General features: G+C 65.3%; 18 protein-coding genes. 13 read left to right on the plus strand and 5 right to left on the minus strand.

Going from position 1 to position 16,673, the window contains the following annotated elements; genetic code table 11:
• Window positions 1–125 precede the first annotated feature (125 nt).
• Together ACFPAH_RS15140 and ACFPAH_RS15145 are read left to right on the plus strand one after the other, a co-directional pair.
• Complete coding sequence (locus ACFPAH_RS15140) at window positions 126–1,967, plus strand: CHASE domain-containing protein (protein ID WP_379746917.1); 1,842 nt, start codon at window positions 126–128, stop codon at window positions 1,965–1,967.
• Window positions 1,968–2,229: 262 nt separating this feature from the next.
• Window positions 2,230–3,021 (plus strand): glycine-rich domain-containing protein, encoded by a 792-nt coding sequence (locus ACFPAH_RS15145; protein WP_379746919.1) that lies wholly within the window; start codon window positions 2,230–2,232, stop codon window positions 3,019–3,021.
• 166 nt (window positions 3,022–3,187) lie between these two features.
• Here ACFPAH_RS15145 and ACFPAH_RS15150 read toward each other — a convergent pair whose 3' ends face one another.
• The 3 genes from ACFPAH_RS15150 to ACFPAH_RS15160 all read right to left on the minus strand — a co-directional run bounded on the left by ACFPAH_RS15150 (window position 3,188) and on the right by ACFPAH_RS15160 (window position 5,000).
• Window positions 3,188–3,433 (minus strand): hypothetical protein, encoded by a 246-nt coding sequence (locus ACFPAH_RS15150; protein WP_379746921.1) that lies wholly within the window; start codon window positions 3,431–3,433, stop codon window positions 3,188–3,190.
• Between the two features lie 260 nt (window positions 3,434–3,693).
• A complete protein-coding gene (locus tag ACFPAH_RS15155; protein WP_379747017.1) occupies window positions 3,694–3,954 on the minus strand; it encodes a hypothetical protein in 261 nt (86 codons plus the stop codon).
• A 146-nt stretch (window positions 3,955–4,100) separates the two neighbouring features.
• A complete protein-coding gene (locus ACFPAH_RS15160; protein ID WP_379746924.1) occupies window positions 4,101–5,000 on the minus strand; it encodes an SDR family oxidoreductase in 900 nt (299 codons plus the stop codon).
• Window positions 5,001–5,012: 12 nt separating this feature from the next.
• Here ACFPAH_RS15160 and ACFPAH_RS15165 point away from each other — a divergent pair, with 12 nt between their 5' ends.
• Window positions 5,013–6,035 carry a CDP-6-deoxy-delta-3,4-glucoseen reductase gene (locus tag ACFPAH_RS15165; RefSeq protein ID WP_379746926.1) on the plus strand — a complete coding sequence of 341 codons (1,023 nt, stop codon included), beginning with the start codon at window positions 5,013–5,015 and terminating at the stop codon, window positions 6,033–6,035.
• Between the two features lie 136 nt (window positions 6,036–6,171).
• Window positions 6,172–6,552 (plus strand): HPF/RaiA family ribosome-associated protein, encoded by a 381-nt coding sequence (locus ACFPAH_RS15170; RefSeq protein WP_379746928.1) that lies wholly within the window; start codon window positions 6,172–6,174, stop codon window positions 6,550–6,552.
• Window positions 6,553–6,591: 39 nt separating this feature from the next.
• Here ACFPAH_RS15170 and ACFPAH_RS15175 read toward each other — a convergent pair whose 3' ends face one another.
• The gene (locus ACFPAH_RS15175; RefSeq protein WP_379746930.1) at window positions 6,592–7,407 is read right to left on the minus strand and encodes a helical backbone metal receptor; all 816 of its coding nucleotides are present in this window, start codon (window positions 7,405–7,407) and stop codon (window positions 6,592–6,594) included.
• Window positions 7,408–7,522: 115 nt separating this feature from the next.
• Here ACFPAH_RS15175 and ACFPAH_RS15180 point away from each other — a divergent pair, with 115 nt between their 5' ends.
• Window positions 7,523–8,488, plus strand: coding sequence for a GGDEF domain-containing protein (locus ACFPAH_RS15180; protein ID WP_379746932.1), 966 nt, complete (start codon window positions 7,523–7,525; stop codon window positions 8,486–8,488).
• Between the two features lie 104 nt (window positions 8,489–8,592).
• The gene (gene sbcB, locus ACFPAH_RS15185) at window positions 8,593–10,041 is read left to right on the plus strand and encodes an exodeoxyribonuclease I (RefSeq protein ID WP_379746934.1); all 1,449 of its coding nucleotides are present in this window, start codon (window positions 8,593–8,595) and stop codon (window positions 10,039–10,041) included.
• 181 nt (window positions 10,042–10,222) lie between these two features.
• On the opposite strand, the gene pyrF is transcribed toward sbcB, so the two are convergent.
• The gene (gene pyrF, locus ACFPAH_RS15190) at window positions 10,223–11,047 is read right to left on the minus strand and encodes an orotidine-5'-phosphate decarboxylase (RefSeq protein ID WP_379746936.1); all 825 of its coding nucleotides are present in this window, start codon (window positions 11,045–11,047) and stop codon (window positions 10,223–10,225) included.
• A gap of 159 nt (window positions 11,048–11,206) precedes the next feature.
• Here pyrF and ACFPAH_RS15195 point away from each other — a divergent pair, with 159 nt between their 5' ends.
• The 7 genes from ACFPAH_RS15195 (at window position 11,207) to ACFPAH_RS15225 (ending at window position 16,511) form a co-directional block, all read left to right on the plus strand.
• On the plus strand, window positions 11,207–11,818 hold the full coding sequence (locus ACFPAH_RS15195; RefSeq protein WP_379746938.1) for a LemA family protein: 612 nt from the start codon (window positions 11,207–11,209) through the stop codon (window positions 11,816–11,818).
• A gap of 15 nt (window positions 11,819–11,833) precedes the next feature.
• Window positions 11,834–12,649, plus strand: coding sequence for a TPM domain-containing protein (locus tag ACFPAH_RS15200; protein ID WP_379746940.1), 816 nt, complete (start codon window positions 11,834–11,836; stop codon window positions 12,647–12,649).
• Window positions 12,649–13,167 (plus strand): TPM domain-containing protein, encoded by a 519-nt coding sequence (locus ACFPAH_RS15205; protein WP_379746942.1) that lies wholly within the window; start codon window positions 12,649–12,651, stop codon window positions 13,165–13,167. Before ACFPAH_RS15200 ends, ACFPAH_RS15205 begins: the two co-directional genes overlap by 1 nt.
• 127 nt (window positions 13,168–13,294) lie before the next feature.
• Entirely contained in the window at window positions 13,295–14,059 is a 765-nt protein-coding gene (locus ACFPAH_RS15210) for an SDR family NAD(P)-dependent oxidoreductase (protein ID WP_379746944.1), read from the plus strand.
• Window positions 14,060–14,727: 668 nt separating this feature from the next.
• On the plus strand, window positions 14,728–15,039 hold the full coding sequence (locus ACFPAH_RS15215; RefSeq protein WP_379746946.1) for a hypothetical protein: 312 nt from the start codon (window positions 14,728–14,730) through the stop codon (window positions 15,037–15,039).
• A gap of 79 nt (window positions 15,040–15,118) precedes the next feature.
• Window positions 15,119–15,556: a VanZ family protein gene (locus ACFPAH_RS15220; protein WP_379746948.1), complete on the plus strand. Its 438-nt coding sequence runs from the start codon at window positions 15,119–15,121 to the stop codon at window positions 15,554–15,556.
• A 187-nt stretch (window positions 15,557–15,743) separates the two neighbouring features.
• Window positions 15,744–16,511, plus strand: a complete 768-nt coding sequence (locus tag ACFPAH_RS15225) for a hypothetical protein (RefSeq protein ID WP_379746950.1) — start codon at window positions 15,744–15,746, stop codon at window positions 16,509–16,511.
• Window positions 16,512–16,673: the final 162 nt, after the last annotated feature.

The raw sequence follows: 16,673 nt of genomic DNA on the forward strand, positions 1-16,673 counted from the left end.
CCGGCCCCGCCGCGGCGGGATTTTTTTTGCGCGAAGCGCCTCCTCCCTACAACTAGCAGGCCTGATAGGTTTCATGCACGGGCCGTCTGGAGGATTCTGATTCAAATCAAACAAGTTGGATATCGATGGGATCGGACATGGGAATCGCGGCTGACTCGATGAGGAGAATTAGAGCGATCAAGCTGGGTTCCTGGTTGGGCGCATTGCTGTCGCTGAGCGTGGGCGTGGGTTTGTATGTCAGTACCAGCCAGGCAATCGAAAACGACGCGCGCGAGCGCTTTACGCACATGGCGCGCAATGTCCAGTCGATCCTGGATGGGCGCCTCAAGACCTATGCCGTCTTGCTTCGCGGAACGGCTAGCCTGTTTCTCGCGGCCGACGAGGTCACACGCGATGAATTTCGGCGCTATGTCGCCGGCCTCGACCTGCCGCTTTACTTTCCTGGTGTTGAGTCGATCAACTTCGCCAAGCACTTCTCTGATGCCGAACGCGATCGGTTCGAAACAGAAATGTTGCAAGACATCGACGGACACGGACGCAATGCAAGGATCAAACCCGAGGGGCGGCGTGCAGAGTACACCGTATTGACATTCATCGAGCCGGGCACGGCCTGGATTGGTCGGATCGGTGTTGACATGCACCCGAAGCCAGAAGGTGCCAGGCTCTTCGCGCTTTCTCGCGACACAGGTGAGGTATTGACATCGGGTGCCCCCGTGCATTCCGGATCGTTGGTAATGGGCCTGGCCATGCGCTTGCCGGTCTATCGCGCCGCTATGCCCCCGCAGGATGTGGCCCAGCGCCGCGCTGCCTATCTGGGTACGGTCGGGATCGGATTCAGCGTCAGCAGCCTTGCGCACGGCGTGCTCGACAACATGCCGAAAAACGCGACGCGGCTGGTGATTTCCGGAACGGGCCTGGGCAAGGAACCCGGCAGGCCGAATGGCTACCGCCGTACCGTGTTCTTTGACAACCGCCCGGGCGTGGTTCCGGACGAGCGGACCGAATTCCGCGCGCGCTTGCCGGTAGGACCAAGCGGGCGCGAATGGGATATTGATTTCACCGTGACGAAGCGTAGCTTGTATACGGAGCTCGACAGCGCTCTTCCATGGGTGGCGATGCTGGCCGGGATCATCGGCACCTCCCTGCTATATGCGCTGTTCCAGACGCTCAGTTCGTCACGCCGTCGCGCCATCGGGCTGGCCGAAGAGATGACCGAGGGATTGCGGGCGAGCGAAGCGAAACTGCAGAAAACCAACGACAACCTGCGGCGCCTGGCGGCCCATGCGGAAAACATCAAGGAAGGCGAACGCAAGCGCATCGCGCGCGAGATCCACGACGACCTCGGCCAGAACCTGCTGGCGCTGCGCATCGAAGTCGACCTGCTCGCCTCGCGTACCAACAAACGCCACCCGCACCTGCATACGCGGGCCCACTGGATGCTCGAGCAGATCGATGCGACGATCAAGAGCGTGCGCCAGATCATCAATGACCTGCGTCCGAACGTGCTCGACCTGGGCCTGACGGCAGCAGTCGACTGGCAGATCACCGAGTTCCAGCGGCGCACCGGCCTTGCCTGCGAACTGGTGTCGCACAACCACGACCTGCATGTGAGCGACCGCTGTGCGACGACCTTGTTCCGCATCCTCCAGGAATCGTTAACCAACGTGTCGCGCCACGCCCGCGCGACCAGGGTACGGGTCGAATTGGCCGTCGATCCGGATTCGATCTCGATGACTGTCAGCGACAACGGCATTGGCCTGAGCAAGGCGGGCGGACAAAAGCCGGGCTCCTTCGGCCTGGTCGGCATCGAGGAACGGGTCCGTATCCTGGGCGGCAAATGCATCATCAGCAGCAGTCCGAATGACGGTACGACCGTCCATGTCTCGATCCCGGCGGCCGACAATCTCCTCTCCGTTGCCCCCGCGCCCGCTTCAGCCAAACCCTCTCCCGCCTTCGATGGGCTGTAGGCCCAAGCTTCTCGATTTTGTAGGCCTACTGCCCGCCGGCGCGTAGGCGCATTTGCCACAAAAAATTTGTTGATGCGCTTCAACTTGCGAGAAATCAACAATTTTCAGATGCTTGAGATGGAGAATTCATATCAATGCTTCGCGTCAATAACGACGCAAGCACCAAACCGCGAGGAGGACTACCCATTGCCAACACCACTTCGTCGATTGCCCGCACCCATACCAAAATAACAATGCAGTAGCCAAAACAAAAGGATAGATCATGATTTCGAATAACGACTTCGCTCTTATCGCTGCTCTGGATCTGAACCCGATCAAAACGAAACTGATGCACAAGGAATCCGGCGAGGGCTGGTCTTTGGAGCATGCGAATGCCGTCGAGACCGAATACCGCCGCTTCCTGTACCTGATGAAGGCCTTCCCCCACGTGCCGACGGCACCGCTCGTCGATGTCGACACCTTCTGGCACTACCACATCCTCGACACGATGAAATACGCCCGCGATTGCGAGCAAGCCTTCGGTTACTTCGTTCACCATTATCCCTACCTTGGCCTGGAGGGCGAAAACGGCGTGGAGATGCAGCAGCAGGCAGGCGAGCGCATGCGCGAGTTGTACGAATCCACCTTCGGCGTGTCGTATGTGCGCCGGCCAAGGGAGGACGGCGTCCTGGAAGCCGCCGAAGTGCAAACGGCGTGCGATGCCGGCATCAGCCAAGCGGCGAACTCGGCCTGGTGCTTCGGCCCGGGCATTACCAAGACAGCGGACGTTCAGACCGCCTGGTGCTTCGGCCCGGGCATTACCAAGGCAGCCGTTGCCGAGACCGCCTGGTGCTTCGGCCCAGGCATCACCAAGGCAGCTGACCTCCAGACCGCCTGGTGCTTCGGGCCGGGCATCAGCAAGGCAGCCGACGTCAAGACCGCCTGGTGCTTCGGGCCGGGCATCACCAAGGCGGCCGACGTCCAGACCGCCTGGTGCTTCGGGCCGGGCATCACCAAGGCAGCCGACCTCCAGACCGCCTGGTGCTTCGGCCCAGGCATCCCGCAAGCAGCCTGATACGTGATATGCCCCGGTGACTGCGCTCTGCATGCGCGGGCCGCCGGGGCAACTATCCGGCGGCGCCGTTTCGCTTGCATCGCCGCATCCGCCCCTCACCACTGCCCGGCGATCGTGTGGGACAGACGCGTGCAAGCTCCAACCGGTGCCGCCAGCCTTCCCTGCCTCAGGCGCCGGCCATTTCCGGTTCAGTCCCCGTTTCCCGCGCAATCATCAGCGAGCGCAATTCGCGAATGCTGTAGTCGCTGATTTCATGCATGCGCAGCAGGATCGTCGCGCCGATCGGCAAGGCGCTATGGCGGATCTTGCTGATCACCGGCGGCGCCACTTCGAGCGCCCGCGACAAGGCGGCGTCGTTCTTCAGCCCGAGTTTCGAGATCACCGCGTCGAGCACGCGATTGGGGTCGTACATGGCGCCTTCCGGCAATCTTCTGATGGGCATCGCTAATTCTTTCCAATTGTCATAAACCGTCCCTAATTTTTCACAATGTTGCTTTTAACGTGAAAAATTAGACTGCAGAGCCAAATCGGCATCGTTTATACGACAGATCTGCAAGGTCGCAATGATACTGGGAAAGTTAATTTTGATTCAAGCAACTACCCACAAAAGTGGACGGCCGCGTGCGAAATGCAACGTTGGCACGCAGCCGATACCCGGCAATCCGATCCCGCTTACGTTTTTTTATGCCGGGCTCGCAATTGCTGCCTGCCCTGGGTCACCGTCTTGTTCTGCTTCGCCTCGAATAAGACGGTTGCGTCTTTTTTTGCCTGCTCGACTGTCCGCATCTCGGCGTGATCGTCATGTGCCACGAAAAAATCGTTCGCCTGTGCATCCACGACCAGCTTGATGGCAGCGGCATCGTCGAGATCATAGAGCTCGGTCAGCAGGGTCGTTACTTCGTCGAGGAATGCTTCGTAAGTCAGGGTGGTCATCATGTTGGCTCTTTATTAAATTACGTTGCCCGGAACTGAGGGCCCGTGCATGCCGGCGCCCTTGTCGAGCGCACGCCCCGCATCGGTGGCGTCCGCCTGCCGGGTCCAGGCCTTGTCGCGCGATATCGCGCGCTTTCGGGGGGGCGTCATTCTACCAGCGCCCACTGCGCCAGCGCATGGTGGACGTCGGGATAGCGCAGGCGTACGCCGAGCTCGCGCCGCATGCGCGTGTTGTCCAGCCGGCGCGATTCCGACATGAAGGACAGCAGCACCGGCGAAACGGCCTCGGCCAGGGCCGCGCGCGCCATCCGTGGCGGGCGCGGCAGCCGATAGGCGTCCGCCACCGCGTCGAAATACTCGGCCATCTTCAGGCGCGTGTCGTCCGCCGCATGATAAACCCGTCCCGGCAGCGCGCGAAACAGCGCGAGCGCGATGATGCGCGCCAGGTCGTCGGCCTGCACATGGTTGGTGTAGACGTCATCCTCGGCGCGCAGGGCCGGGGTGCCGTCGCGCAGGCGCTGCAGCGGCAGGCGGTCGGCCGCATAGATGCCGGGCACGCGCAGGATCGCCAGGCGGCCGTGCGCGCGCCGCGCCCAGGCGCGCAGTACCTGCTCGGCATCGACGCGCCGCCCGGCCCGCGCGTTTTTCGGCGCAAGCGGCCGGGTTTCGTCGATCAAGGCCCCGCCGCAATCGCCGTAAACGCCGCTCGTGCTGACATAAACGAGCTGCGCCCCCTCGGGTAGAATGGCGGTCAAGTTGCGGGTGCGGACATCGCGCTCGCCCGCGGGTCGCGGCGGCGCCAGGTGCACGACGTGCGCGGCCAGGCCGCGCAGGCGCGCCAGCGTCGCCGGCTGGTCGAGGTCGGCAAGAACCGGTATCGCTCCCGCCGCGCGCAGCAGCCCCGCCCGCTCCGGGTCGCGGGTGAGCGCGAAGACCCGAAAGCGCGCGACCAGCAGCGGCAACAGCCGCATGCCGACATCGCCGCAACCGACCAGCAGCAGGCGCGGCCGCCCGAAGCGGCCAGGTATTTTATTGTTGTAGTTCATTTTGAGGATTGTATGACGTTCCAGATCACTGTCCAGCCAAGCGGCACCCAATTCGCGTGCGAAGCCGACGAAACCGTCCTGTCGGCGGCGCTCCGCGCCGGCGTGGGCCTGCCGTACGGCTGCAAGAACGGCGCCTGCGGTTCGTGCAAGGGCAAGATCGTCGATGGCGAAGTGAGCCACAAGCCGCACCAGGCGCGCGCCCTGGGCGAGCAGGAAAAGCTGCAGGGCATGTCCCTGTTCTGCTGTGCGGTGCCCGGCGGCGACCTCGTGATCGAGGCGCGCGAGGTGGCCGGCAGCAGCGAATACCCGATCCGCAAGATGCCGACCCGGGTGCAGTCGATCACGCGCGCCGCGCCCGACGTCGCCATCGTCACGCTGCAGCTGCCGGCCAACGAGGCGCTCGCCTACCGCGCCGGCCAGTACGTCGAATTCCTGCTCAAGGACGGCAAGCGCCGCGCCTACAGCATCGCCAGCGCGCCCTCGCTGGAACGCCCGCTCGAGCTGCACATCCGGCACCTGCCGGGCGGCCTGTTCACGGATCACGTGTTCGGCGCCATGAAGGAACGCGACATCCTGCGCTTCGAGGGGCCGCTGGGCACCTTCTTCCTGCGCGAAGAGTCGGACAAGCCGATCGTGCTGCTCGCGTCGGGCACCGGCTTTGCGCCGGTCAAGGCCCTGGTCGAGCACCTGATGCACCTGAAGTCGCCCCGTCCGGTCCGCCTGTACTGGGGCGGGCGCCGTCCGCAAGACCTGTACATGCACGAACTGTGCGAAGCCTGGGCCGCCACCCTGCCCGACTTCCAGTACGTGCCGGTGATTTCCGACGCGCTGCCGGAAGATGCCTGGACGGGCCGCACCGGCTACGTGCACGCGGCCGTCATGCAGGACATCCCCGACCTCTCGGGCTGGCAGGTCTACGCCTGCGGCGCGCCGGTGATGGTCGACGCCGCGCGCAGCGAATACGTCGCCCAGTGCGGCCTGCCGCCGGACGAGTTTTTCGCGGACGCATTCACCACCGAAGCGGATCTGGCGTAGGGTGTGGCCGGGCCGCGCAGGCTTCGCCCACGCGTGAAGCACGCGCCACGGCGAGCGCAGCCCGAGCCTCCAGAACGCTGCAAAAATGACAAAAAGTGTAAGATCGGCACCAGATCGCTGACTAAGGGAGCCACTTATGCAAATTACTGTTAACACCGACCGTACCATCGAAAAACACCAGGGTCTGGACGATCACGTCGAAACCGTCGTCAAGGACAACATCGGCCGCTTCGACCAGGTGCACCGCGTGGACGTACACCTGAGCAACGAGAACAGCCAGAAGCAGCTCGACGGCGGCAACCGCTGCATGATGGAAGCCCACGTCACCGGCTATGCGCCGGTCGTCGTCACCGAACACGGAGTCAACCTGCACCAGGCGATCAGCAGCGCCGGCAACAAGCTCAAGCGCGCTCTCGACAGCGCCCTCGGCCGCCTGGCCGACAAGGGCCGCCGCGACCCGCTGCCGCTCGAGGGTCTCGAGGCCGAACAGGACAAGAACCTGACCAGCGGCGTCTAAGCAAGGCCGGCAAGGCCGAAACACCAGGGCCGCCCGGTCTTACCCGGCGGCCCTTCCTTCGACCGTATCCCGCAGCGCGCCCAGGTAACGCAGGCCGGCCAGCGCCCGGCTGCCATACCACGACATCATCTCGCCATCGACCAGGAACACCGGAATGCCGATCTGCTTTTCCAGTGCGTCGGCGTGCGCCTCCGTGAAACGGTAGGGTTCGGTCGACAGCAGCACCGCGTCGAGCCCGGCCACGAGAGCGTCGGACCAGGCGAAACGGGGATAGCGCGCGCCGTCCGGCAGCGCGGGCACCTGCCAGCCGAGTTCGGCCAGCATGCGCGCGATATAGGTGTCGGCCGACACGCTCATCCACGGGTCCTGCCAGATACAGTAGAGCACCGTGCGTGGCGGCCCCGGCGGCGCCGACCGCAGCCGCGCATGTTCGGCCTCGAAGGCGGCGCACCAGGCTTCGGCGGCCTCGCCGGCGCCGAAGATGCCGCCCATCAGCCGCGCCAGCGCCAGGTTGTCGCGCGGGGCCAGCGGATGCGTGACGACGATGTTCGGCACGAATTCGGCCAGCGCGTCGACGGTCGGCTTCTCGTTTTCGTCGATGTTGACGACCAGGTGGGTCGGCGCCAGCTTGCGGATCTTGTCGATGTTGACGTCCTTGGTGCCGCCGACCTTCGGGATCGCCGCCACCGTGCTTGCCGGATGGATGCAGAAACCGGTGCGGCCGATGAGCTGCGGCGCCAGGCCCAGGTCGCACAGCAGTTCGGTGATCGACGGCACCAGCGAGACGATGCGCGCATCCGGCGCGGGACGGTGGGCGACGCCGAGCGCGTCGATGAGGTGGTGTGAGGCAGTCATGGATGCTATTGGAACACTCTTGCGAAGCGAACGCCACCTCCTTAAGTTTGGCCGGTGGTTTGCTGCGCCTTTTTCGTATTACACTGCCTTGGTCACCAAGCGGAGGAAACTGGTTGTGAAAGTGATTGGACATTTTCGTGATGCGGGCTACCCGGTCGAGCACCTGGAGCTGTTTCGCGGAGCGGATACGGCCGCCGTCGCCCTCGCGCTGGCCGATTGCGAGGTGGCGCAACTGACGCCCGGGGAGCGGCTCGAGGACGCCACGCGCGCACGGCTCTACATCGTGCTGTCGGGCATGCTGGAAGTCGAAACCGACGGCCATGCCGGGGCCTCGGACGGCAGCGTCACCCGCATCCTGCCCGGCGAGAGCGTGGGCGAGCAGTCGGTGCTGGACGATGCCGCCAACCTCGACGCGGTCCGGGCAGTGGAAGACACGCGCCTGCTGGTGATCGAGTCACAGCTGGCCTGGGAACTGATCGACCAGTCGAACGCGGTCGCGCGCAACCTGCTGCGCCTGATGTCCTTCCGCATCCGCGCCGCGAACGCGCTGCTGCGGCGGCGCCAGAAGCTGGGCGAGTTCTACCGCCAGCTGTCGCTGAACGATACCCTTACCGGCCTGTACAACCGCGCCTGGCTGGCCGACATGCTGCCGAAACTGGTGACGCGCGCCCGCACCCAGGGCAGCCCGCTGGCCCTGCTCATGATCGACCTCGACAACTTTAAAAAATTCAACGACACCCACGGCCACCTGATCGGCGATGCCGCCCTGTGCGCCGCCGCCAACGTGATCCGCGACGGCCTGCGCCCCTCGGATTTTGCGGTGCGCTACGGCGGCGAGGAATTGATGGCGGTGTTGCCGGAAACCACGGTCGAACTGGCGCGCATGGTGGCCGACCGCCTGTGCCAGCAGATGCGCGAAGCAGTCCTGTTTCCCGACATGCGGGTGCCGATGCCGCACCTGACCGCCTGCTTCGGCGTTGCGGTGCTGGGACCGGACGGCGACGAGACGAGCCTGATCGACGCGGCCGACGCCGCCCTCTACCGCGCCAAGGAAGCCGGGCGCAATTGCGTCAGCATGTGAGCCGGGCCTTTGGCCGCCGCGGCTGCAAATGGAATGATTGGATTGATTGACGGATCGCGGCAGCGCCCCGACAATCGCAGCCGACGTCACCACTCCAACAAGCGATGAGCACCCATACCTTCCTCTGGCACGACTATGAAACCTTCGGCGCGCAGCCGCGCCGCGACCGTCCGGCCCAGTTCGCCGCGATCCGCACCGATGCCGAGCTCAACGAGATCGGCGAGCCGCTCATGCTGTTCTGCCAGCCGGCCAACGATTACCTGCCCGATCCGCAGTCCTGCCTGATCACCGGCATCACACCCCAGCAATGCCTGGAGGCAGGCGTGCCCGAGCACGAGTTCGCGCGCCAGGTCGAGGCCGTTTTTGCCGAGCCGGGCACGATCGGCGTCGGCTACAACACGATCCGTTTCGACGACGAGGTGACGCGCTTCCTGTTCTGGCGCAACCTGCTTGATCCGTATGCGCGCGAGTGGCAAAACAATTGCGGCCGCTGGGACCTGCTCGACGTGGTGCGCATGACCTATGCGCTGCGTCCGGAGGGCATCGAATGGCCGCGCCACCCGGACGGGCGCCCGAGCTTCCGCCTCGAGGACCTGACGGCGGCCAACGGCCTGGCGCACGACAGCGCCCACGATGCGCTGTCGGACGTGCGCGCGACGATCGCGCTGGCACGCCTGATCCGCAGCAAGCAGCCGCGCCTGTTCGACTTCTGTCTCGAGCTGCGCCGCAAGGACAAGGTTGCCAGCGAAATGGGCCTGCACCTCGAGCCGGGCCAGCGCCAGCCTTTCCTGCACGTCTCCGGCATGTTCCCGGCGGAACACGGTTGCCTGGGCCTGGTGTATCCGCTGGCCCAGCACCCGACCAACAAGAACGAAATCCTGGTCTGGGATTGCCGTCACGATCCGTCCGAGCTGTTCGGGATGGACGTCGAGACCATCCGCCTGCGCATGTTCACCCGCAGCGCCGACCTGCCCGAAGGCATGACCCGGCTGCCGATCAAGAGCGTGCACCTGAACAAGTCGCCGATGCTGGTCGGGAACCTCAAAACGCTCAGCGCCCCGCTGGCGCAGCGCTGGGGCATCGACCTCGACCAGGGCCGCGTGCATGCGGGACTGGCCGCGCGCGGCCCGAACATGGCGGCGGTCTGGGCCCAGGTGTTCCAGAAACCGGCGGCGGCCGGCGAGACCGATGTCGACGAAGACCTGTACGGCGGCTTTGTCGGCAACAATGACCGCCGCAAGCTCGAGTCGCTGCGGATGCAGACGCCGGCCCAGCTGGCGAGCGCGCGCCCTTCCTTCGAGGACGAGCGCCTGACGGAACTGCTGTTCCGCTACCGCGCGCGCAATTTCCCCCAGACCTTGAGCGCGGAAGAAATGACGGCGTGGGAAGAACACCGGGCGGAGCGCCTGTTCGACGGCGCGGGCGGTGCGCGCACGGTGGATCAATTGTTTGGCGAAATAGATGCGCTGTCGGAGACGGCGGACGAGCGGGCCGAGGAGATTCTCGGCGCCTTGTACGATTACGTGGAAGGGATCGCGCCGGACAGGTATTGAGGCGCACCGCGCCGGGTGCGCCGGTTACGTCATTGGCCCGCGCAATCCGCGTGGGCCCAGGGCGCCCACCCTACGGAATACCTCGTGTAGGGTGGGCGCTCCGTGCCCACGCGGATCGAACACACCGATAACAGTGCGGGCAACAGCCCCATGTCCATCCGCAAGGGCTTGCCCTAGCGCCTTATACCGCGCGATACCGGTTGATCTCGTCGCGCGTCGCGCGCGCCACCCGCCGCGCCGCCGCCGCGAAATCCTCGCCCTCCTGCGGCACGGCATACAAAATCGCGCGCGACGAATTGATCATCATCCCGGTCCCGCCCGCGGTACGCCCGGCGCGCACGGTCGCCTCGACGTCGCCGCCCTGGGCGCCGACGCCCGGCACCAGCAGCGGCATGTCGCCGATGATGGCGCGCACCTGCGCCAGTTCCTCGGGGAAGGTCGCGCCCACCACCAGCGCGCACTGCCCGTTGCGGTTCCACTTGTCGGCGACCAGCCGCGCCACGTGCTGGTACAGCGGCTGCCCGCCGACGTCCAGGAATTGCAGGTCGGAGCCGCCCGGGTTCGAGGTGCGGCACAGCACGATCACGCCGCGATCGGGCCATTCGAAATACGGCTCGACCGAATCGGAGCCCATGTAGGGGCTGACCGTTACCGCGTCCGCCCCGTAGCGCTCGAAGGCTTCGCGCGCGTACTGGTGGGCGGTGGCGCCGATGTCGCCGCGCTTGGCGTCGAGGATCAGCGGGATGTGCGGATAGCGCTCGCGCAGGTAGCGGCAGATGTCCTCGAGCTGGGCTTCGGCGCCGAGCGCGGCGAAATAGGCGATTTGCGGCTTGAAGGCGCAGGCCAGGTCCGCAGTGGCGTCGATGATCGCCTTGCAAAACTGGACAATGCCGTCCGCTTCGTCCTTCAGGTGCGCAGGGAAACGCGCCAGGTCCGGGTCGAGCCCGACGCACAGCAGCGAATCGTTGCGGGCCCAGGCCGCGGAGAGTTTAGTCATGAAGTTCACGTCGCGCCCCTTGTAACAGTGTCATTGCAAACCCAATATTGTACCCGTCGCCCGGCCTGCGAGCGGCGGCGTCGGCTATTGCGGGCACGAGTGTGCGACCAGCGATGTGATCCTGATGTATATTTTGACTATTCGACAACTCGCATGGACAAGGACATCATGACGTCTTCCCTCTTCTCGCGCTGGTTCCGCCTGCTGGCGGCGGCAATGCTGGCAAGCTCGCTGCTCTCGGGCTGCGGCTATAACGAATTCCAGACCAAGGACGAAGCCACCAAGGCGGCCTGGGGCGAAGTGGTCAACCAGTACCAGCGCCGTGCCGACCTGATCCCGAACCTGGTCAACGTGGTCAAGGGCTATGCCTCGCACGAACGCGAGACGCTCGAGGCCGTCACCCGGGCGCGCGCGGCTGCGACGAGCTTCCAGATCACGCCGGAGGTGCTGAACAACCCGGAAGCCTTCCAGAAGTTCCAGCAGGTGCAGGGTGAACTGTCGAGCGCGCTGTCGCGCCTGATGGCGGTGTCCGAGGCCTATCCGAACCTCAAGGCCGACACCAGCTTCCGCGACCTGCAATCGCAGCTCGAGGGCACCGAGAACCGCATCACGGTGGCGCGCCAGCGCTATATCGCGGCGGTCCAGGACTACAACGTCACGGTGCGCAAGTTCCCGACCAACCTGACCGCGATGATGTTCGGCTATGAAGCACGGCCGTCGTTCACGGTCGAGAACGAAAAAGCGATCTCGACCGCGCCAAAAGTCGATTTCGGCAAATAAGCGGACCAGTAGACGATGAGCTTGCTGCGTACCGTTTGGATCCTGCTGCTGGCGGGCCTGCTGGCCGGCCCGGCACAGGCCCAGCTGAAGGAGGTGCCGCCGCTGACGGCGCGCGTCACCGACACCGCCGGCATGCTCGACGCCAGCCAGCGTGCGCGCCTGGAAGCCGTGCTGGCCGAACACGAGGCCAAGTCCGGCAACCAGATCGCGGTATTGCTGGTCAAGTCGACCGAGCCGGAAGCGATCGAGCAATACGGCATTCGGGTGGCCGATGCCTGGAAGCTCGGCCGCAAGGGGGTCGACGACGGCGTGCTGCTGCTGGTCGCGCGCGACAACCCGAGTTCGCTGCGCCGGCTGCGCATCGAGGCCGGCCGCGGGGTCCAGGGCGTGCTGACGGATGCGCAGTCGAAGCGCATCCTGCAAGACGTCATCGCCCCGCATTTTCGCCAAAACCATTATTACGAGGGCCTGGTCGCAGGTGTGGGAGCCATCTCCGCACTGCTGAACCAGGAACGATTTCCCGAAGTCGCGCAGCAGGTAGCGCCGCCCGGGCAGGACGGACAAGGAAGCGGGATCGGTATGTTTGGCATCTTGATGTTGATCTTTGGTTTCATGCTGGTGCGCTCGATGTTCAGGCCGCGCCGTTCGCGCCTGTCGCGCGGCGGCTGGGGCAGTGGCGCGACCGGGTTCATCCTCGGCAGCATCCTGAGCAATGCGGGACGCGGCGGCGGCTTCGGCGGCTTTTCGGGCGGCGGCGGGTTTGGCGGCGGTGGCGGCTTCGGCGGCGGCGGCGGCACCTTCGACGGCGGCGGCGCCTCGGGAGACTGGTAATGGAACACGCATCGTTTGGACAACGCCTGAGCCGCGTGATCCGCCACTGGCGCAGCACCAAGGGCGCGGCCCAACGCGCCTTCCCCGAGGCCACCCTGGCCGCGATCGCGCAGGCCATCGCCACCGGCGAACAAACCCATCGGGGCGAAGTGCGCTTCATCGTCGAAGCGGCCCTGCCCACCGACGAGGCCTGGGACGGCATCACCAACCGCCAGCGCGCCATCGCCCTGTTCGCCGACTATGGCGTGTGGGATACCGAGGACAATTGCGGCGTGCTCATCTACGTGAACCTGGCCGAGCACAAGGTCGACATCGTGGCCGACCGCGGCATCGACCGCAAGATCGACCGCGCCACCTGGCAGGCGGTCTGCCGCACCATGACCGAAGGCTTCAGGCAGGACAACTATCACGACGCCTCGCTGGCCGCGATCGAGCACGTCAATGCCCTGCTGCGCGAGCATTTCCCTGCCAACGGCGCACGCCCGAACGAGCTGCCGGACCGCCCGCTCATGCTGTAAGCCGCCGTCCTTGCGGCCGCGCGAAGGGCGGCCGCAAGCACCTGCGTTGTGCTCCCGCGCTTGCCCTGGTCCTTGCCGCCGCCGCTCCCGCTACAATGCGCTTTCCTGAACCCGTGAAAGCCCCGCCATGAAACTCGCCAACAAGATTGCCCTCGTCACGGGCGCCAGCCAGGGCATCGGCCTGGCCTGCGCCCAGCGCCTGGTGCGCGAAGGCGCGCGCGTGATGCTGGCCGACGTGCGCCCGGAAGGCGCCGCCGTGGCTGCAGCGCTGGGTGATGCCGCACGCTTCTTTTGTGCCGACGTCAGCCAGAAGTCCGATGTCGACGCCCTCTTCAAGGCCACGCTGGAAGCCTTTGGCCGGATCGACGTCCTCGTCAATAACGCGGGCGTGACACACGCCGCCGACTTCCTCGACCTGACCGAGGAAGACTTCGACCGCGTGCTGCGCATTAACCTGAAATCGATGTTCCTGTGCAGCCAGGCGGCAGCGCGCGACATGGTCAAGCGCCAAAGCGGCTGCATCATCAACATGTCGAGCGTGAACGCCGAACTGGTGATCCCGAACCAGATACCGTACGTGGTCTCCAAAGGCGGCGTCAACCAGTTGACCCGGGTCGCGGCGGTCAGCCTCGCCCAGCACGGTATCCGCGTCAACGCCATCGGGCCGGGAACGATCCTGACGGAGCTGGCCAAGCAGGCAGTGCTGTCGAGCCCGGAGGCGCGGCATACTATCCTGTCGCGCACCCCACTCGGCCGTTGCGGAGAGCCGGAAGAAGTGGCCGCCATCGCCGCCTTCCTTGCCAGCGACGACGCCTCCTACATCACCGGCCAGACCTTGTACGCCGACGGCGGCCGCATGCCCTTGAACTACACGGTCCCGGTGCGCGAATAAGAAAGCATGGGCCCGGCCCCGCGGGTCATGCCTCGTCGCAGCGCAATCTCGTCGTTGCGCCGGGCGCCCTCCCCGCCTCGCTCGGCACCGGGCAGGAATCGGCCGACCATTCACGAAACGCATGTCTGATATCTGATTTAACAATTAGACAAATATATGGCAGTGCAACATAATCGATCCTGTCTCCACTATTCTCCTCCAAGAAAATAGTTTTAAGCCCGCTCTTGAAGTGGGCTTTTTTTTGCCCGCACGCGGCGCACTCCTTCCCATCGCTAGACCTCGTATAGCGCACATCGTTCACCGAACGCTGTACAAATTTGCGCTACGTCATACCTGAGTGACAGTCGCTGCCTATACTGAGATTCATCTGCGGTACACGCAATCGATATGCGTGACGGCAGACAGGTGTGCAGCGCCCTGCGCCGCACACCCACCGAATAGCGTCTCTTGGCCCGGTCTTGGGTTGTGCCCACCTTTTTCTTGGTGGGCATTTTTTTTCCATAACTTACGTGCTGCGCATAAATGCGCTTGCCGGCCTTGCAGGCTGACGGGTTTTGACTATGATGAAGTTCGTGCGCCGCAAGCGGACCCCAGGCAGGACCGATAACACGACGGAGAAACACCGCCAGCGGACGCAGCCATGCCAACCATGACAGGGAGTCGGACCGATGAATGTTCAAGCTTCTGAAAACCACCCTTCACAAACCCAGCCCAGCCGCCGCCAGCACGAGGAAATCGACGGCCTGGTTCTCTGCGAACTCAATCCGCTGGTCGTCGTCGACCATCTCGATGGCGAAGAAGTCCCGCTGACCCTCCTGACCTTCGGCAGCGTGCGCGAAGTGTGCCCGAAGTGCCAGCACACCCATCTCAAGCTCGTGCTGCGCCAGACCTCGGTGCGGATGGCGCACCTGTTCTGCGCCGATTGCGAAAGCTGCTTCGACGCACGCTACCCCGACGGCGCGCCGGCGCTGACGATCTGAGTTCCCGTTGCAAGTGCGACCGTGCACGCGTACGGTCACCCGGCATGGTATGGTTGTCGTTTTTCGCCGTTCGTCAACCATGCCGCCACTGCTCCACCTTGCCCTGCTCGACCCCCGCCTAAACAAGCTGCGCTACGCCGCCGCGATCATCATGTTTTTGTCGATTGTCGTCACCGGCTCGATTCCCGGCGCGCGTGCCGGCGTCGGCCATTACGCTCCCGGCGTGGTGCTGCACTCGCTCGCCTACGCAATGCTGGCCCTGCTCTGGTTTACCGCCAGCCGCGGCAGCGCCGCCAGCCGCAGCCTGGCTGCCGTGCTGGCGGTGGCCGTGATGGGTGCCATCGACGAGTCGGTGCAGAGCCTGTTTCCCTATCGCGGCGCCGATGTGCATGACTGGATGGTGGACGTGAGTGCCGCCGTCGTCACCTGTGCCATCCTGTGGCTGCTGCTGCCGAAGGCGGCGTTCGCACGCAAGCAATCCGGCGCCAAGGCCGCCCTCCAGCGTGCGCGCAGATGAGCCCGCTCGGCCGGCCCTGCCCGGCCGCGCCCGATAACTGACCAGTTTTTCCCAATCCTTCCTTGCTTGATCTGGCTCATGTCATACCCGAGTCAGCTGGAACGACGCGCCCGTTCGCGCCTCTTACCTCAGTGGCAGACGACATCGTCACGCATACCCACTGACAAAATCAAACAAGGAGTCGATCATGAAACAACCACACCAGAGCGCAATCCTGGCCGGCTTGCTGGCCATGGCGCTCGGCCTGTCGGGCTGCTCCGCCATGCGCGGCGGCGGTAGCGATGGCGGAGCAGGCACCAGCGGGAGCTCGACGAGCGGCGGCACTGGCAGCGGTAGCGGCGGCATGTCGGGCACCGGCAGCGGTACCGGCACCAGTGGCTCGGGCGGCTGGGGCGGCGGCAGCTCGGGCGAGACGGGTACCTCGGGCAGCTCTGGCACGTCAGGCACCTCCGGCACCTCCGGCACTTCAGGCAGCTCTGGCACTTCAGGAACTTCCGGCACCAGCGGCTATGACCAGTCGGGCTCGAGCGGCAGCTCCGGCACGTCGGGCAGCTCCGGCACGTCGGGCACTTCCGGCTCGTCCGGTACCTCGAGCAACATGGGCGAAGGCGGCGCCACCGGCAGCATGGCCGACACGGCCAGCGGCAGCGCCCAGGAAGGCGGCGCGTCCGCGGGCAGCGCCACCGCGGCCAGCTCCAGTCCGAACAGCACCGTGGTATCGGTCGAACTGGTCGCGCGGCCCAGCAGCGGCGTGAGCGGCGGCGGCACCCTCTCGGGCGCGGCCGTCGGCGGCAGCTCGACCGGCACGTCCGGCAGCTCGATGACCTCGGACCGCGTGTATCGCATCACGCTGCGCATGGACGACGGCAGCACCCAGATCGTCACCCAGGAAACCACGCCCGACTTTCGCAGCGGCGACCGCGTCAACCTGAGCGGCGGGGCAATCCGGCGCTGAGGGCCGCAGCGCGGAGCCCGGGCCGGCGCCGCGTTCGCCGGCTGGACGGCTGCGCCGGCTGTTGGAGTATGCCGGCTGTGCTTAACGCCGGCTGCGCTTATACATGGGCTGCGCTGGCACGCCGACAGTGCCTGACGCCGGCTTCGCTTGTACCCGGGCTGT

It is taken from the genome of Massilia sp. GCM10023247, assembly GCF_042653325.1.
Lineage (GTDB): Bacteria > Pseudomonadota > Gammaproteobacteria > Burkholderiales > Burkholderiaceae_D > Telluria.